We start from the raw sequence: 16,485 nt of genomic DNA on the forward strand, positions 1-16,485 counted from the left end.
GGTGGGGTTCAGCCGATCTGAGCGTTCTTGGAGACGGTCACCTGGTCGATGTCGGAGGTCCGCACGGTCACCGCGATCTTCCAGTCGCCGGCCATGGGGATCTGCACGCCGCTCGCCGACCAGTGGCCGGTGGTGATGTGGTCCGGGGTCACGGGAAGCGGGCCGAGCTTCTTCGCCTCCAGGGTGAAGGCGATCTTCACCTCGGGGATGTCGAAGGCGCGCCCGTTGGGCCGCTGTACGTAGATGTGCATCTCGTTGCCGCCCACGCGCGCGGGGTCGAGATCGACACGGACGAGGCCCTTGCCGTCGGTGCCGCCGGTGTCGAAGGGCATGTCCAGGGTCAGCGTGCCGGACGCGGACGAGGACGCCGAGGAGCCGGTGGAGGACGCGGCGGCCTTGGCCTCCTGCTCGGTGCGGCCCGGTTCGGTCTGGGTCAGCGCGGTGGTGACGGCGAGCAGGACGACCGCGACGCCCGCCTCGGCGAACACCGAGCGGCGCAGTCCGAAGCGGTTCGTGTCGGCGTCCCTGAGCCGCTTCTGCCGTGCGGCGTCCACGGCGGCCCGCTGCCGGGCGAGCTGCGCGGCACGCTTGCCGTCCCTGGCCGCGGTGTCCCGCGCGGCACCGGAGGCACCCTTGCCGGCCGACTGCGGCGCGGGGACCTGTTCCGTCTCGGCGGTGCCGACAGCGTCGGCGACGTCCGCGAGCCGTCCCGTCCAGCGCCGTGAGATCGTGGCGATGCCGACCAGCAGCGCCACGAGTCCGATCTTGACCAGCAGCAGCTGCCCGTACGCGGTGTCGGCCAAGGCCGACCAGGAGCCCAGCTGGCGCCAGGACTGGTAGATGCCGGTGGCGACGAGCGCGAGCACGGAGCCGAAGGCGATCCGGGAGAAGCGGTGTACGGCGGTGGTCTCGATCGGGGCGTCCGCGGGCGCCCGGTACAGGGCGACGAGCAGCGCGGTGAGCCCGCCCAGCCAGGCGGCGACGGCCAGCAGGTGGACGACGTCGACGGGCATGGCGATGCCCGGCTGGAGCCCGGTGGAGGCGTGCTCCGCCATCGCCCAGCTCGCCGCGAGCCCGGCGGCCACGACCACCCCGCCGACGGCGAGCCCGAAGTTCAGGTCCCGCTTCTCCTCGCTCTCCTCGCTGGGATCAGGCAGTCGGCGCGCAGCGCCGTCGTTGAGGGTGGTGGTGGGTGACGGGCGGGCGTAGGCGCCGAAGAGGACGGCGATGAACAGCGCGGCGGCGGCGAGCAGCAGCAGCCGGGAGACCAGTGCGGCGCCGGTCTTGGTCTGCAGCACCTGTCCGAGCAGGTCCAGGTCGAAGACGTCGCCGAATTTTCCGGAGCCGGTGTACGCGCCGCGAAGGAGCAGCAGCCACAGGGTGGCCGCGGTGAGCGCGAGCCAGCCGCCGACGACGAGCCGCTGCAGGGCCCGTACGCCCGAGCCGCGCTGCCAGCAGGCCAGTACGAAGGCGGCGCCGCCCACCAGCACGATGAAGCCGGCGTACGACATGTACCGCCCGAACGCGTAGAGCCCGCCCACGACTCCGCCGCCGGCCGCGGTGCCGACGCCGGAGACGACGGTTCCCGAGGGTGCCCCGATGGAGAAGGTGTAGGCGCCGGAGACGGGGTGGCTGTCCGCGGAGACGACCTGGTAGGCGACCGTGTACGTGCCGTTGCCCAGGCCGCTCTTGAGCTTCACGGCGTACGTCGTCCCGCTCACGTTGACCGGTGAGCCGGCCTCGACCTTCCTGCCCTTGGGGTCGAGCACCTGCAGCGAGTCGTCGCTCATCGCGACCTTCTCGGAGAAGGTGAGCGACACCTGGGTGGGTGCCTTGTCGACCACCACCCCCTGCGCGGGGTCGCTGCCGGTCAGCGCGGCGTGCGCGGAGGCCGTCCCGGCGCCCGCGAGCAGCGCGCCCATGACGGCGAGGAGCAGCAGCACCAGGGTCCGCAGGCGGGGGGTGATGGTCCGCGTCACAGTGGTCCCTCCCTCAGTGGCCGGTCGACGGGTTGTAGGTGGCGGACTTCACCGGCATCTCGACGGTGAGGGGCCCGGACTTCGCGAAGCCGAGTTTCAGCGTCACCGTCTGGCCCTGCTCCGGCCTGCGCCTCAGCTTCTCGAACATCAGGTGGTTGCCACCGCTTTTGAAGACGAGTTGACCATGGGCCGGTATGGCGAAGGATTCTTTCTCCTCCATGGCGCCGCCGACGGTGCTGTGCATGGTGATCTGTCCGGCGACGTCGCTGGTGACCGAGGTCAGCTCGTCCTGCGCCCCGCCCTTGTTGCTGATCGTCAGGAAGCCGGCGGCCATGTCGGCGGAGACCGGCTGGGGCATGTACGACGCGCTCACGGACAGCCCGGCCGGGGCGGAACCGGAGCCCTTGCCCGAGGTCTTGTCCGAGCCGGAGTCCGAGCCGGTGCCGCAGCCCGCGAGGGCCAGCGCGCCGGCGAGCGCGGCCGCCGTCAAGGCCGTGCGCCTCACGGCTTGGCTCCCTCGACGAGCTTCGGCAGGTCCTTGGTGTAGTCGTCGACGGTGGCGTCCTCGCCGTACAGGACATATCCCCCGTCGGTCTTCGGCGAGAAGGCGATGACCTGGGTGCCGTGCATCGAGACGAGCTTGCCGTTCTTGTCCTTCGTCGTCGGCTCGACGGAGATGCCGACGGAGCGGGCGCCGGCCTGGATGGTGGCGAATTTCCCGGTCAGGCCGACGAACTGCGGGTCGATGCCCTTGAGCCACTTGCCGAGCTCGGCGGGGGTGTCACGGCCGGGGTCGGTGGTGACGAACACGACCCGCAGGTCGTCCTGCTGAGCCTTGGGCAGTGCCTTCTTGGCGACGGCGATGTTGCTCATCGTCGTGGGGCAGATGTCCGGGCAGTGCGTGTAGCCGAAGTAGAGCAGGGTCGGGTGGCCCTTGGTCTCGGCGCGCAGGTCGTACCGCTTGCCGTGGGTGTCGGTGAGGACCAGGTCGGGCTTGGTGAACGGCTGGTCGAGGACGGTGGCGGCCTTGCCCTGCCCGGTCTCCTCGGAGACCACGGAGACGGGCGACTTGCTCGCGTCACCGCTGCCGCAGGCGGTGAGGGTCAGGGTGGCGGCGGCGAGCAGCGCGGCCGCCGCGAACGTCTTCTTGCGCATAGAAAAATGTCCCAGATGTCAGAACTCCGGCGTGCACCGGGGTCGTACGAAAGCGTCGCACGACCCCGGTGCACGCGCGGGGAAGGGTGGGTCAGGCGGTCTTGCGGCGGCCCGCGACGACGCCGTAGCCGACGCCCGCGGCACCGATGACGATGCCGACGACGGCGAGGACGCGCGCGGTGGTGTCGCTGCCGTTCTTCGAGTCCTCGGCGGCGGCCGTCTTCTCCTTCTCGCCGTCCGCCGTGCCGGAGTCGTCCTTGGCCGCCGAGGCGCCGTGGTGGTCGTCGCCGGCGGCCGACAGCTCCAGCACCGGGGCCGGGTTCTCGGGCTCGGCCTGGCCCTCCTGCTGTGCCTCGATCCAGCGCACGACCTCGTTGTCGGAGTACGTCTGGATCGCCTTGAAGACGAGCTGGTCGGTGTCCTCGGGCAGGGCGCCGACGGAGAGCGGGAACTTCTGGAAGTAGCCGGGCTCGATGCCCTTGCCGTCGGCGGTCCAGGTGACCTTGGTGACGGCCTCGTCGATCTTCTCCCCGTGCAGGGTGAGCGGCTTGGCCAGCTTGGACTTGGTGACCTTCACGGTCCAGCCGTCCACGGGCTGGGGCATGACCGAGGCCAGCGGGTGGTCGGCCGGGAAGTTCACCTCGAGCTTGGTGGTCGCGGTCTTGTCGCGCTCGTTGGGCACCTTGAAGTCGACGACCGCGTAACCGCCCTTGGCCGCGGTGCCCTCGGGCTGCACGCTGACGTGCGCGAAGGCGGGGGCCGACAGGACGAGGACGGCCGAGCCCGCTACGGCAGCGGCGGCGGCGACACGGGTGGCGACGCGGGACGCGGTACGGGAAACCTGCATGGCAGGAGCACTCCACTCTGTGTGAGATCCGGTGAGGAAGAGGGGTACGCGTGCGCGTGGTCGTGCCACTCGTCGGACGGGCCGTCCGAGGGACGCACGCGCGCGCGGCCGCGTGACGGCGGCCTCTCTCCTCCGGATGGACGTGGAGGGGTGGTCGCGTGGCGTCAGGCGGCGAGGAGGAGGCCGGCGGCGGGCGGGCCGCGCCGGATCACCGTGTGCTGGAGCGCGGTGGTGTGCGGGGCGGGAGCCTCGTCCCGGTCGGGGCGAGGGGCGCGCGGGTCCGGTCCGGGTGCGGGCAGCAGCCCGGCACACAGGGCGTGCGCCAGCGTGAGCGCCGCGCGCAGTGATCGTACGAGCGCCCCCTCGGCGACTCCGTGCACCGACAGCTCGATCAGGCGCAGCAGGGCCAGGTCGCCGCGGCGCAGCAGCCAGCCCGCGGCGAGGGCCGCGAGGACGTGGCCGAGCAGCATCGGCAGGGAGGGCAGCAGCGCCGCCGAGGAGCCGGTGGCGTCGCCGGTGTGGTGGATGACGGGGGCGCCGCCCGCGGCCCGGCCCGAGGCGTCGATGAGGCGCGCGTCGAGCAGGAGGCGGTAGGCGTGCCCGGGGGTGAGCGCCGACGGGCTGGACCCGCACAGCAGGCGCGCGGCCCGCTCGACGAGCGCGGCGTTGCCGAGCGGCCCGTCCGCGGAGCCGCCCATGCCGCCCATGCCGGCCATGCCGGCGTTGGAACCCGTCGGTCCCGCCGGCATCCCGGAGGCCATGGCCGCACCGTGCTGCCCCAGCCCGAACAGGATGTGCAGCACGGTCTGGCCGAGGGCGAGGAGTGCGGCGATGCCGGGCAGCGAGCGGGCCCGCCCGGCGAGCGGTACGACGAGCAGCAGACAGCCCAGGAATCCCGCGCCCAGCGTCCACAGGGGCACGCGCGCGCAGGAGGCCAGGGTGTGCCCGGCCGCGGCCAGCACGACACAGACCGCGGCGAACACCGCGGCCCGCAGGATCCGGACCTCGGGTCCGGGACGCGTCGTGCGCGCGTGGGGGGCTGTCATGGCGGGGCTCATCATCGCACTGCGCACACCCGCGCCCTGCGGCAGGCCCGCCGGATTCCGCCACGGTCGTCCATCTCAACATCGGCCGGAACACCGCCTTCCGGCCGGAACACCGCCTTCCGTATGAGCAGGTCCCGTACGCGCATCGCACGGATCCGACCCCTCATACACCGGTTCGTCCCCGGGCGCATCGCCCATATGGGCCGAGTCATGCCAACGGAGTGCTTACGTGGGCGCACGGGTGGCAATAGGTATCGGTATGTCGAGCCGCGGCCGGGAGGGTGGAGCATGAGCATCTGGTGGTCACTCCATCTGCGCCGCGAGGCCGCGAGCGTGCCGCTCGCCCGGCGGCTGCTGATCGGGACCATGGAGACGGCGGGCGTCGACCCGGACATCTCCTACGACCTGTCCGTCGCCCTCAGCGAGGCCTGCGCGAACGCCGTCGAGCACGGAGGCGACGCGTCCCGCGGCAGCTCCGAGGCGTACCGGGTGACCGCCTACCTGGACGGCGAGAAGTGCCGTATCGAAGTGACCGATTCGGGCCCCGGTTTCGTCCGCGCCCCGGACATACGGCCGGTCCGTACGGACGCCGAGCACGGCAGAGGTCTCTGTTTGATCCAGGAACTCGCCGATCACGTCCACATCGGCGCCAAGCCGGGCCGGGGCGGCACGGTGGTCAGCTTCGACAAGATCCTCAAGTGGACGAAGGATCCTTCTCTGCTCACCGCATGAGGGTCCCCGCGGGGGCGGCGCGCCTTTTAGGGTGCGCGCATGGATGGCGCCCCCATGGAGAACCTGGAGAACCTGGAGAACGCGGAGAGCCAGGAGAAGGACCAGGAGAAGGACCGGGATACCGGCCAGGAGATCGCGGCCGGTGTGACCCTGCGCCCCCTCGCCCGGGGCGACGCCTCCGCGCTCGCCGCCGCCTACACGGAGAACCGGAGGCACCTTGAGCCGTGGGAGCCGGTCAGGCCGGAATCCTTCTTCACGGTCAGGGGCCAGGCGGAGCGCATCGAAGGACTGGTGAGGCAGCGCGCCGACGGGACCGTGGTGCCGTGGGTGTTCGCGGCGGAGGACGGCAGGATCGTCGGGGCGATCACCCTGACCGGGATCACCAGGGGGCCGTTCCTCAGCTCCTGCCTCGGGTACTGGGTGGCCGCCGACCAGCAGAACCGGGGCCTGGCAGGCGCCGCGGTGGAACGGGTCTGCGCGTACGCCCGCGACGCGCTCGGCCTGCACCGCGTCGAGGCGTCCACATTGACCGAGAACACCCGCTCGCAGCGGGTGCTCGCGCGTTGCGGATTCGAGCCGATCGGGCTCGCCCCGAAGTACCTGCACATCAACGGGCAATGGCGGGACTGCCGCCTCTTCCAGCGGGTGCTGCACGACGACGCGCCGGCACTGTGACCCCGAGAGCCGCAACACCCTGGGGGCGGCGCGGACGAACGGCCGGGCACGCGTCCGCGCACCCGGCCGTTCAACGCACTCTCAGCCCTTCAGCGAGGCCATCCACGCCTCGACCTCGTCGGAGCGGCGCGGCAGCCCGGCGCTGAGGTTCCGGTTGCCGTCGTCGGTGACGAGGATGTCGTCCTCGATGCGGACGCCGATGCCCCGGTACTCCTCGGGGACCGTCAGGTCGTCGGCCTGGAAGTACAGGCCGGGCTCGACGGTGAGGACCATGCCGGGCTCCAGCGTGCCGTCCACGTAGGTCTCGGTCCGCGCGGCGGCGCAGTCGTGGACGTCCATGCCGAGCATGTGGCCGGTGCCGTGCAGGGTCCAGCGGCGCTGCAGCCCCAGCTCCAGGACCCGCTCGACCGGACCCTCGACCAGACCCCACTCGACGAGCTTCTCGGCGAGCACGCGCTGGGAGGCGTCGTGGAAGTCGCGGAAGCCCGCACCGGGCTTCACCGCCGCGATACCGGCCTCCTGGGCCTCGTACACGGCGTCGTAGACCTTCTTCTGGATCTCGCTGTACGTGCCGTTGATCGGCAGTGTGCGCGTGACGTCGGCGGTGTACAGCGTGTGGGTCTCCACGCCCGCGTCCAGCAGGAGCAGGTCGCCGGAGCGGACCGGGCCGTCGTTGCGCACCCAGTGCAGCGTGCAGGCGTGCGGGCCGGCGGCGCAGATGGAGCCGTAGCCGACGTCGTTGCCCTCCACGCGCGCGCGGAGGAAGAACGTGCCCTCGATGTAGCGCTCGCTGGTGGCCTCGGCCTTGTCGAGGACCTTGACGACGTCCTCGAAGCCGCGGACCGTCGAGTCGACGGCCTTCTGCAGCTCGCCGATCTCGAAGTCGTCCTTGACCAGGCGGGCCTCGGACAGGAAGACGCGCAGTTCCTCGTCGCGCTCGGCGGTGACCTTGTCGGTGAGGGCCGCCTCGATGCCGGCGTCGTAGCCGCGCACCACGCGGACCGGGCCGGTGGCCTCCTTCAGCTTCTCCGGCAGCTCGCGCACGTCGGAGGCCGGGATGCCGTACAGCGCCTCGGACTCGGTGAGGGAGTGGCGGCGGCCGACCCACAGCTCGCCCTGGCCGGAGAGCCAGAACTCGCCGTTCTCGCGGTCGGAGCGGGGCAGCAGGTAGATCGTCGCCTCGTGGCCGTCGCCCTTCGGCTCCAGGACCAGGACGCCGTCCTCCGTCTGGTTGCCGGTGAGGTACGCGTACTCGACGGAGGCGCGGAAGGCGTACTCGGTGTCGTTCGAGCGGGTCTTCAGGTTGCCCGCGGGGACGACGAGACGCTCGCCCGGGAAGCGGGCGGAGAGCGCGGCGCGGCGGTGCGCGGTCTCGGTGGCCTGCGGGACCGGCTGCAGGTCACGCAGTTCCGTGTCGGCCCAGCCGGACTTCATGTTCTCGGTCAGCTCGTCGGAGACGCCCGGGTACAGGCCGTTCTTCCGCTGCTTGATGGGCTCTTCGGACTCGGTCTCGGGGCCCTCTGCGGTAGCAGAGTCGGGCACAGCCGGGTTGAGCTCATCGGACACGTGATCCTCCTCGATACGCCATGTGATCTCCCCCGGGCCCGCGGCGCTCCTGCTTGTGGCCGAGCGGGGACCCCCATCATCGTACGGTTGTACCAAGGCGGACCCGGTGCCGGATGACCTGTTATGCCCAGTCATGCGAGCTGCGGGTGCGGGTGCCGGCGCCGTCAGTCGAAGCGCGCCGCCAGCAGGACGACGTCCTCCTCGCCGTTCTCCTCGTCGAGACGGTCCGGCAGGACCGTGCGCAGCACGTGGTCGGCGACGGCCCCGGGGTCGCAGCGCAGGGCGCGCGGGATGCTCGCGGCCGCCGCGTGCAGCCGGGCGAAGGCGCGGTCCATCGGGTCGCCGGTGCGGTGCAGCAGCCCGTCGGTGTAGAGCAGGACGGTTTCTCCTGGTTCTGCCTGGATCTCCACGCTGGGCGCCTCCCAGCAGGCGAGCATGCCCAGCGGCGCGGAGACGGAGGTCTCGGCGAACTCGGTGCGCCGCTCGCCGATCAGCAGCGGCGGACTGTGCCCGGCGCCGGCCAGGGTGACCTTGCGCAGGGCGGGCTCGCAGTAGGCGAACAGGGCGGTGGCGGAGCGGGCGGGCTCGGTCAGCCGCAGCAGCAGCTCCAGGTCGGACAGGACGGCCACCGGGTCCTCGCCCTCCATCACGGCGTAGGCCCGCAGTGAGGCGCGCAGCCGGCCCATCGCGGCGACCGCGCTGGGCCCGGAGCCGGTGACGGAGCCGACGGAGAGGCCGAGGGCGGCGTCGGGCAGCGACAGGGCGTCGTACCAGTCGCCGCCGCCGCGCGGTCCGGTGCGGTGGCGGGCGGCGAGCTGGACGCCGGCGACCCGGGGCAGCCGGGTGGGGAGCAGTTCCTCGGTGATGGTCGCGGCGCGCTCGCGGGAGCGTTCCACCTCCACCAGCAGGGCGAGGTGTTCGACGGCGTGGCGGACGTACAGGCCGACCAGGTGGCGGTGGTGCTCGTCCGGCTCGGCGGGCTCGTCGTAGAGCCAGACGGCGGCGCCGAGGCGGCCGGAGGACCTGGCGGTCAGGGGGAGGGCGTAGCTGGCGGCGTAGCCGAGGCGGGCGGCCACCTCGCGGTGGCGGGGGTCGAGGCCGTCCTCGGCGAACAGGTCGGCGTGCACGATCTCGGCGGCGCCGGTGCTCGCTCCAGTGTCCAGGAGGGGGCCGTGGGGCAGGGAGTGGCGCGGCACGGTCTCCATGTGGCCGAGGTCGGCGCGGCACAGGCCGAGGCCGAGGGTGGTGCGGGGGCCGAGTCCGTCGCCGGGCTCCAGGACGACCAGGCCGCGGCGGGCGCCGACGAGGGCGGAGCCGGCGCGCAGCAGTTCCTCGAGGGCGGGCTCGAGCGCGTTCGTGCGGGACAGCCGCTCGGTGAGTTCGTGGAGGGTCGTGAGATCCGAGACCCAGCCGGCCAGCCGGTCCTGGAGCAGGGCGCCGGGCGCGGGCGCGGCCGGAGCGGGCACGGTGGGGGCGGTGTCCGGGGCGGGACCGGCGCCGGGCGTGGGGGAAGCGGGCGCGACAGTGTGTGCGGGCGTCGGAACCGTCGGATCGATTCCAGCCACTTTCTGAGGGTGCGGGGCACTCATGGTGTCCGGCTTTCAGGCCGGTGCGTATTGCTCAAAAGCATCGCAAACCCCCATGTCATTCTGCGCCGCTAGCGGTGTCTCCACATGTACACGCACTCGTGAGGGGATGTCCAGCATTGTCCTGCGGGGATTCCTGGTGTCCATGGGTCTGCAGTGGGTTTTCGCAGACCCCCTTGCCTTACTGCCAAGTTGGCTGAAAACTGCCTCGGGTATCGGTTCATTGCGGTCGACTGGGCTTGCTCCACGGAGCGTCACAGCGGTCGTGATGGGTACGTACTCGGTGAAGGCCAGGGGTGGTTGGGGGCTACCCGGAACCTGGCGATGGACCCGGGCGTCATAGCCACCGACGGCCGAGCCCCATCCTCCCGTGGCGGAGGCGGAGAGAAACACGTGCGACGGTAAAACGCCAGACTTCGCCACCCCCACGCCGCAACCGTGCTTTTGACGGACGTACTACGGACACGGACGCGGCCAACGCTTGAACCCCAGGGGTTCCCCCCGCCGTGTGCAGGGGTGTGATGCGGCAACAGGTACGCCCAGTGAAGCGATCGACACATGGTGTGATGTGGCCCACGGTGTTGCCAGCGGTGCAACGGAAAGGAACGAGCGCTCATGCGCGAGATCCTCGGAAGGCGACGCAGGCTCCTGTCCAGGCGGAACGACGGGAGGCCTGAGCTGATCGGCGCGGCCCTGACCTTCGCGACGGAATGGCAGTGGCCCGTACTCCCGGGCGTGGCCCCGGACCCGCAGGGCCGGGCCCGTTGCGGCTGCCCCGACCCGGAATGCACGGTGCCCGGTGCGCACCCCTTCGACCCCGGGCTGCTCGCGGCCACCACCGACGCGCGCATGGTGCGCTGGTGGTGGGGCAACCGCCCGAACGCGCCGATCATCCTCGCGACCGGTGACAAGGCGCCCTGCGCGGTCAGCCTGCCGGCGCCCGCCGCGGCCCGCGCCCTGGACCTGCTCGACCGGCGCGGCATGCGCCTCGGCCCGGTGGCCGCCGCGCCGACCCGCTGGTCCCTGCTGGTCAAGCCGTACTCCATGGAGCAGCTGGGCGAGCTGCTCTACGCCAAGGACTTCGTGCCCGGCTCGCTGCGCTTCCACGGCCAGGGCGGCTATCTCGCCCTGCCGCCGTCCGAGACCGGGCACGGCGCGGTCCGCTGGGAGCGCGCCCCGCTGCCCGGCTCGGCCTCGCCCTGGGTGCCCGACGTGGAGGCCGTCGTGGATGCCGTGGTCGACGCCCTCACTCGTACGGGTGTGAGCGCGCCCGAGTTGTAGGGGTGTCGCGCGCGGGCGGGCCCGGATGCCCGTCCGCGGTCGTTATCTTCCGGCCATGCTGCGAATTTCTGGGGGGCCAGGAAGAACTTCTGGGGGGCCAGGAGATCGAGGGCCACGCCGCGGCGGGCCGGACCCCCGGAGGATCCGTCTGATCGCCCTCGTCGGCGTCGTGGCGGCCGTGATCGCGCTGCCACTGGCCGTGTCGTCCGCGGGGCAGGTGGGCGAGGCGACGGGGACCGCGGGGCAGGACGTGCCGGCCGGCGTCCGCGCGCCCGACCGGGACGACGCCAAGTTTCCCCCCGCCGCCCCGGCCGCCCCCGCCGGTACGCCCCGCCTGCTCGGACTGGGCCTGGCCACCGCCGCCCGCTGCGGACCCGAGCTCTCCTCCCCCGACGGCATCGAGGCGCAGACCTGTGTGATGACACAGGGCGAGGACACCTGGGGGCGCACCTACTACCGCAACACCACCGGCGAGGCCGTGGATCCCGTGCTGAGCCTGATGGGGCCGGGCGGTCGCACCGTCCAGACGCACTGCGCGACCGGCACCGACGACGAGCCCGCCACCTGTGAGACACCCCGTGAGCGCACCCGGGGCGGGCCGGACGCCTATACGGCCGTCGCCGAGTTCTCGGCGCGCGGGGCCGGCGGGCCGCTGCTCCTGCGCTCGGGCAGCAACTCCGACGAGAAACCCGGGAGTTGACGGCCCGTGACGCGCTGTACACGCGTGCGGGCATAGAAAGACCCGGTTGCTGGCGACGGGGGATGCACCAGCAACCGGGCTACTGGAACGGTAACAAGAGATCGGCGGTTCGCAAATTCGATCTCGGCTATTCGGACACCGATCTCCCTGTTCTCGCCGGGAGTTGTGACAGGAGTCACCCGCTTCGGTGTCTGCCCGGCGGCTGACCCTCCGGTCAGCCGCCGACGGTGCCCGCGACGGGCGTCAGCTGAGCGTGACCTGCCGGTTGGTCAGTCCGCCACGCGCCCGCCGCTCGTCCGCCGTGAGCGGCTCGGTGGCGGCGAGGGCCGCGGCCAGGCGCTCGGCGAACTCGGCGGCCGGCTTCTCCACATCCTCGGCCGAGACCTCGCTCGGCAGGTCCCACACCGGCACGGTGAGGCCGTGAGCACGGAAGGAGCCCACCAGCCGGGTGCCCTCGCCGAGGCTGGAGCGGCCCGCCGCGTGCAACCGGGCGAGAGCGTCCAGAAGCTGCTCCTCCGGGTACGGCATGACCCACCGCAGGTGGTTCTTCTCCGGGGTCTCGCACCAGTACGCGGAGTCCACGCCGGACAGCTTCACCGTCGGGATCGCTGCGGCGTTGGCCCGCTCCAGGGAGGCGGTCACCTCCGGGGTGGCGTTCTCCGCGTCCGGCACCCAGAACTCGAAGCCGCTGTGCACGACCGGCTCGAAGGCGCCCTCGGGGTCGAGCAGGTCCTGCAGCCGGGGAGTCCCTGCGGGGGCGCGGCGGCCCTGCACGGGGGTGCCGGGCTCCGCCTCCAGCGCGCGCTGGAGGGTGTCGGCGAGGTCCCGGCTGATGTCGCCGGACGACGTGTCGTTCTGCAGGCCGAGCAGCACCGTGCCGTCGTCGCGGCGCAGCGCGGGCCAGGCCATCGGGAGCACCGTGGCGAGCGTGACCGAGGGAACACCCTCGGGCAGGCCGTCCTTCAGGGTCAGTTCGACCGTGGCGGCCGGGACCAGCTCGCGCAGCGCCACCCAGTCGCCCTCGCCCGCCAGGCCCTCGAACGGGCGGTGCACCAGCTCGGTCGCCGCGTGCGAGGCATCCCGGCCGTGGCACGCCTTGTAACGCCGGCCGCTGCCGCAGGGGCAGGGCTCGCGGGCGCCGACGACCGGGATCTCTCCGTCTGTGATCTGCGGGCGCTTGGCCTTCGTCTGGGGTCGCTTCTTGGCCATCGTGGGTGTCTCCCGGTTACGGCTCGTCTCGTACGGCGGGAGCCTAGCCGTTCGCGCCGGGAGCGACGGGAACCTGTGGACAACCCGCACGGGGACCGCGCCGACGGTGTGAACCGTACGACGAACACCGTGGTCGCGGCGGCCTCAGTCCAGGTTGTCGAAGGCGTCCGCGAAGTCCAGTCCGGCGAGCCCGGAAGGCTGGGAGGCCGTGACGCGCGTAGCGAAGGCCTCGCGTCGGCACCCCGCGTCCGGATCGTGCACGTCCTCGTGGACCACCACCCAGACCGTCACCTGGCCCCGGGTGTCGTCCCGGACGCCCCAGTCGTCGGCGAGTGCCTCGATGATGTTCAGCCCGCGGCCGCCGTGCGCGGTGACCGACGGGGTCGCCGGAGCGGGACGGGTCGGGCCGCCGCCGTCCGTGACCTCCACGATGAGCCGACCGTGCGCGTCCACCCGCCACGCGGCGCGGACGGCGCCGTCCCCGGCGAGCGCGCCGCCCAGGGGCCGGCCGTGTTTGCACGCGTTGCTCAGTAGTTCGGAAAGAATCAGTACGGCGTCGTCGATGACCGATTCCGACACACCACCGCTGCGCAGCTGCGCCCGCATCCGGTGTCTCGCCTTCCCCACGCCCGCAGGGCCATGAGGTACGGCCATGCTCGACGACGTGGGCACCTCCTGTGCCACCACCAACGCCACCCCCGAGACCTCCTTCGCCCCACGCCACGGTGTGGATGCCCCCTGGGTCTGCACCGGAAACCGGCCAATCCTCTTCCGGTGACGCATTCGCAAAGGTCGATCACGGACCGAACGCGCCGGGGCACTCCCTGTGAAGGGGGTCGCAGATGAATGGCTGGATTTCGACGGTGCGGTGGGCGGGGGTGCCGAGGAGGTGGGGGCGGGTGGCCGTCGCGTCGCCTCAGCGGCCGAGCTGGTCCAGCACCGCGCGCGGGCGGTTGGTGATGATGGCGTCGATGCCCAGCTCGACGCAGAGATCCACGTCCTCGGGCTCGTTCACGGTCCATACGTGCACCTGGTGGCCGGCGTGCTTCAGTCGCTCCACGTACCCCGGGTGGCTGCGCACGATCCGGATCGAGGGCCCGGCGATGTGCACGCCCGCCGGCAGCCGTCCCTCGCGCAGCCGGGGTGAGAGGAACTGGACCAGGTAGACCGTCGGCAGCGTCGGCGCCGCGGTGCGTACCCGGTGCAGCGAGCGCGCCGAGAAACTCATGACCCTTACCGGCGACTCGGCGGCCGAGGCCGGTGCGTCCAGGCCGAACCGCCCCAGCAGGGCCAGCAGCCGCTCCTCGACCTGTCCCGCCCAGCGCGTGGGGTGCTTGGTCTCGATGGCCAGTTCCACCCGCCGGCCGGCGTCGGCGACCAGCTCCAGCAGCCGCTCCAGGGTGAGGACGGAGGTCTCCTTGGGGTCCTCGGGGCGGTGCACCCAGTCCGGTTCCTCGTCCCGGCCGCGCCAGGCGTCGCGCGACCTCCGGGAACCGAAGTCCAGGGCGGCCAGCTCGGACAGCTCCAGGGCGGAGACGGCGCCGCGCCCGTTGGAGGTACGGTTCACCCGCCGGTCGTGGACGCAGACCAGATGACCGTCTGCGGTGAGACGTACATCGCACTCGAGGGCGTCCGCACCGTCCTCGATCGCCTTCCGGTACGCGGCCAGCGTGTGTTCGGGGGCGTCTTCCGAGGCGCCCCGGTGGGCGACGACCTGGACGCGGTGCTGTGGTGCGTGGGTCACCGCGTCATGGTGCCACCGTCGCGGGGTACGACGGGCGGCGTGAACGGATCTGTGCGGCGAACGTGCGCGTACAGCCTGCTTATTTATGTAACTTTTGCCGGAACAGTCCTATATAAAGGATGGTCCCGGACCCACAGCCACCGCTTATGGTGCTCTGACGGCCCGTGGGAAAAGCTGACTGCATACAACAGGAACACGGAACCATGCACAGCCGTACCGCACCGGGCTCCCGCCTCTCGGGCGACGCATGTGCCACGCCATGACGAGCGTGACCGAGCATGAGCGAGTGTGACCGAATGCGACCGACGACAACAGCCGTGGATCGAGGAGAAGAGCTGTGAGCACCGAGAACGAGGGCAACGCGGTACCCCCGGCCCCGTCCGCACCTCCCGTGCCGGTGGCATCTCCCGCTGCTTCCCCGCAGGGCGCCGCGCCCGAGGGAGAAGCGCCGACGGCGCAGCTGCCGCCGGTCCCCCCGGCTGCCCCGGAGGGCACGGACACCGCGGCAGGGGCCCACCGGAGCCCGGCCGACGGCACCGCGCCGCACGCCCCCGAAGCAGCCCACCCCGCAGGACCGGCGCCGGACGCGCCCCAGCCCTACGGCAGCCCGCCCCAGGACGCGCACCAGCCCTACGGCGGCCCGCCCCAGGACGCACATCAGCCCTACGGCGGCCCGCCCCAGGACGCACATCAGCCCTACGGCAGCCCCGCCCCCGGTGCCGCCTGGCCGCCCCCGTCCTCCACCGGGCACGCGCCCGGCTACGGCGGCGCCGGCGGTGCGGGCGCCGGCTGGGGAGCGTCGTACCAGCAGCCCGCCCCCAAGCCGCGCAACGGGCGCGGCGGCCTCATCGCCGCCGTCCTGGTGGCCGCGCTGGTCGCGGGCGGCATCGGCGGCGGCCTCGGCTACACGCTGGCCAAGGACAACGACACCAGCGGCTCCACCACCGTCTCCTCCGACAGCAGCGCCTCACAGGTCAAGCGCGCCCCCGGCACGATCGCGGGCGTGGCCTCCAGGGCGCTGCCCAGCACCGTCACCATCGAGGCGGAGAGCACCAGCGGCGAGGGCGGCACCGGCACCGGGTTCGTGTTCGACACCCAGGGCCACATCGTCACCAACAACCACGTCGTGGCCGAAGCCGTCAACGGCGGCAAGCTCACGGCCACGTTCCCGAACGGCAAGAAGTACGACGCCGAGATCGTCGGCCACGCGCAGGGCTACGACGTCGCCGTCATCAAGCTCAAGAACGCGCCGTCCGACCTCAAGCCGCTCGCCCTCGGCGACTCGGACAGGGTGGCCGTCGGCGACGAGACGATCGCCATCGGCGCCCCCTTCGGCCTGTCCAACACCGTCACGACGGGCATCATCAGCGCCAAGAACCGCCCGGTGGCCTCCAGCGACGGCAGCGCCAGCAGCAAGGCGTCGTACATGAGCGCCCTGCAGACCGACGCGTCCATCAACCCGGGCAACTCCGGCGGCCCGCTGCTGGACGCCTCCGGCGCGGTCATCGGCATCAACTCGGCGATCCAGTCCTCCAGCAGCGGCGGCCTCGGTGGCTCCGGCCAGTCCGGCTCCATCGGCCTGGGCTTCGCCATCCCGATCAACCAGGCCAAATACGTCGCCCAGCAGCTGATCAGGACCGGCAAGCCGGTGTACGCCAAGATTGGCGCCTCCGTCTCCCTGGAGGACTCCACCGACGGCGCGAAGATCACCGACCAGGGCACCGGCGGCGCCTCCCCGGTCGAGACCGGCGGCCCCGCCGACAAGGCCGGCCTCAAGCCCGGGGACGTCATCACCAAGCTGGACGACTCCGTGATCGACAGCGGCCCGACCCTGATCGGCGAGATCTGGACCCACAAGCCCGGCGACAAGGTCACGGTCACCTACAAGCGCGGCGGCGAGGACCACACGGTGTCCCTGACCCTCGGCTCGCGCGCCGGCGACAGCTGACGCGTCCGACCCGCACG

General features: G+C 72.1%; 16 protein-coding genes. 6 read left to right on the plus strand and 10 right to left on the minus strand.

Annotated elements, in window-relative coordinates; genetic code table 11:
* Positions 1-8 precede the first annotated feature (8 nt).
* The 5 genes from ACWD5D_RS07410 to ACWD5D_RS07430 all read right to left on the minus strand — a co-directional run bounded on the left by ACWD5D_RS07410 (position 9) and on the right by ACWD5D_RS07430 (position 5,027).
* Positions 9-1,979, minus strand: coding sequence for a copper resistance protein CopC (locus ACWD5D_RS07410; protein WP_451371834.1), 1,971 nt, complete (start codon positions 1,977-1,979; stop codon positions 9-11).
* 13 nt (positions 1,980-1,992) lie between these two features.
* A complete protein-coding gene (locus ACWD5D_RS07415) occupies positions 1,993-2,484 on the minus strand; it encodes a copper chaperone PCu(A)C (RefSeq protein ID WP_451371835.1) in 492 nt (163 codons plus the stop codon).
* On the minus strand, positions 2,481-3,134 hold the full coding sequence (locus ACWD5D_RS07420; protein WP_451371836.1) for an SCO family protein: 654 nt from the start codon (positions 3,132-3,134) through the stop codon (positions 2,481-2,483). The genes ACWD5D_RS07415 and ACWD5D_RS07420 overlap by 4 nt, the downstream gene beginning before the upstream one ends.
* A gap of 91 nt (positions 3,135-3,225) precedes the next feature.
* Complete coding sequence (locus ACWD5D_RS07425) at positions 3,226-3,981, minus strand: YcnI family copper-binding membrane protein (RefSeq protein ID WP_451371837.1); 756 nt, start codon at positions 3,979-3,981, stop codon at positions 3,226-3,228.
* A 164-nt stretch (positions 3,982-4,145) separates the two neighbouring features.
* Positions 4,146-5,027, minus strand: coding sequence for a hypothetical protein (locus ACWD5D_RS07430; RefSeq protein ID WP_451371838.1), 882 nt, complete (start codon positions 5,025-5,027; stop codon positions 4,146-4,148).
* Between the two features lie 288 nt (positions 5,028-5,315).
* Here ACWD5D_RS07430 and ACWD5D_RS07435 point away from each other — a divergent pair, with 288 nt between their 5' ends.
* Both ACWD5D_RS07435 and ACWD5D_RS07440 read left to right on the plus strand, forming a co-directional pair.
* A complete protein-coding gene (locus ACWD5D_RS07435) occupies positions 5,316-5,759 on the plus strand; it encodes an ATP-binding protein (protein WP_451371839.1) in 444 nt (147 codons plus the stop codon).
* 39 nt (positions 5,760-5,798) lie between these two features.
* Entirely contained in the window at positions 5,799-6,434 is a 636-nt protein-coding gene (locus ACWD5D_RS07440; RefSeq protein WP_451371840.1) for a GNAT family N-acetyltransferase, read from the plus strand.
* Positions 6,435-6,515: 81 nt separating this feature from the next.
* Here the strand turns inward: ACWD5D_RS07440 and ACWD5D_RS07445 are convergent, their stop codons facing one another.
* Positions 6,516-8,000 carry an aminopeptidase P family protein gene (locus tag ACWD5D_RS07445; protein WP_451371841.1) on the minus strand — a complete coding sequence of 495 codons (1,485 nt, stop codon included), beginning with the start codon at positions 7,998-8,000 and terminating at the stop codon, positions 6,516-6,518.
* Between the two features lie 164 nt (positions 8,001-8,164).
* A complete protein-coding gene (locus ACWD5D_RS07450) occupies positions 8,165-9,589 on the minus strand; it encodes a PP2C family protein-serine/threonine phosphatase (RefSeq protein WP_451371842.1) in 1,425 nt (474 codons plus the stop codon).
* Between the two features lie 612 nt (positions 9,590-10,201).
* Between ACWD5D_RS07450 and ACWD5D_RS07455 the strand changes: the two genes are divergently transcribed.
* Together ACWD5D_RS07455 and ACWD5D_RS07460 are read left to right on the plus strand one after the other, a co-directional pair.
* A complete protein-coding gene (locus ACWD5D_RS07455) occupies positions 10,202-10,867 on the plus strand; it encodes a bifunctional DNA primase/polymerase (RefSeq protein ID WP_451371843.1) in 666 nt (221 codons plus the stop codon).
* 178 nt (positions 10,868-11,045) lie between these two features.
* Positions 11,046-11,567 (plus strand): hypothetical protein, encoded by a 522-nt coding sequence (locus ACWD5D_RS07460; protein WP_451371974.1) that lies wholly within the window; start codon positions 11,046-11,048, stop codon positions 11,565-11,567.
* A 243-nt stretch (positions 11,568-11,810) separates the two neighbouring features.
* Here ACWD5D_RS07460 and ACWD5D_RS07465 read toward each other — a convergent pair whose 3' ends face one another.
* Both ACWD5D_RS07465 and ACWD5D_RS07470 read right to left on the minus strand, forming a co-directional pair.
* On the minus strand, positions 11,811-12,776 hold the full coding sequence (locus ACWD5D_RS07465; RefSeq protein ID WP_451371844.1) for a DUF5926 family protein: 966 nt from the start codon (positions 12,774-12,776) through the stop codon (positions 11,811-11,813).
* 144 nt (positions 12,777-12,920) lie between these two features.
* Positions 12,921-13,472 (minus strand): ATP-binding protein, encoded by a 552-nt coding sequence (locus ACWD5D_RS07470; protein WP_451371845.1) that lies wholly within the window; start codon positions 13,470-13,472, stop codon positions 12,921-12,923.
* Here ACWD5D_RS07470 and ACWD5D_RS07475 point away from each other — a divergent pair.
* Positions 13,429-13,554, plus strand: a complete 126-nt coding sequence (locus ACWD5D_RS07475) for a hypothetical protein (protein WP_451371983.1) — start codon at positions 13,429-13,431, stop codon at positions 13,552-13,554. The genes ACWD5D_RS07470 and ACWD5D_RS07475 overlap by 44 nt on opposite strands.
* Before the next feature lie 138 nt (positions 13,555-13,692).
* On the opposite strand, the gene ACWD5D_RS07480 is transcribed toward ACWD5D_RS07475, so the two are convergent.
* Complete coding sequence (locus ACWD5D_RS07480) at positions 13,693-14,520, minus strand: glycerophosphodiester phosphodiesterase (protein WP_451371846.1); 828 nt, start codon at positions 14,518-14,520, stop codon at positions 13,693-13,695.
* A 337-nt stretch (positions 14,521-14,857) separates the two neighbouring features.
* Here ACWD5D_RS07480 and ACWD5D_RS07485 point away from each other — a divergent pair, with 337 nt between their 5' ends.
* On the plus strand, positions 14,858-16,468 hold the full coding sequence (locus tag ACWD5D_RS07485; RefSeq protein ID WP_451371847.1) for a trypsin-like peptidase domain-containing protein: 1,611 nt from the start codon (positions 14,858-14,860) through the stop codon (positions 16,466-16,468).
* Positions 16,469-16,485: the final 17 nt, after the last annotated feature.

This window comes from Streptomyces sp. NPDC002520, from assembly GCF_053595235.1.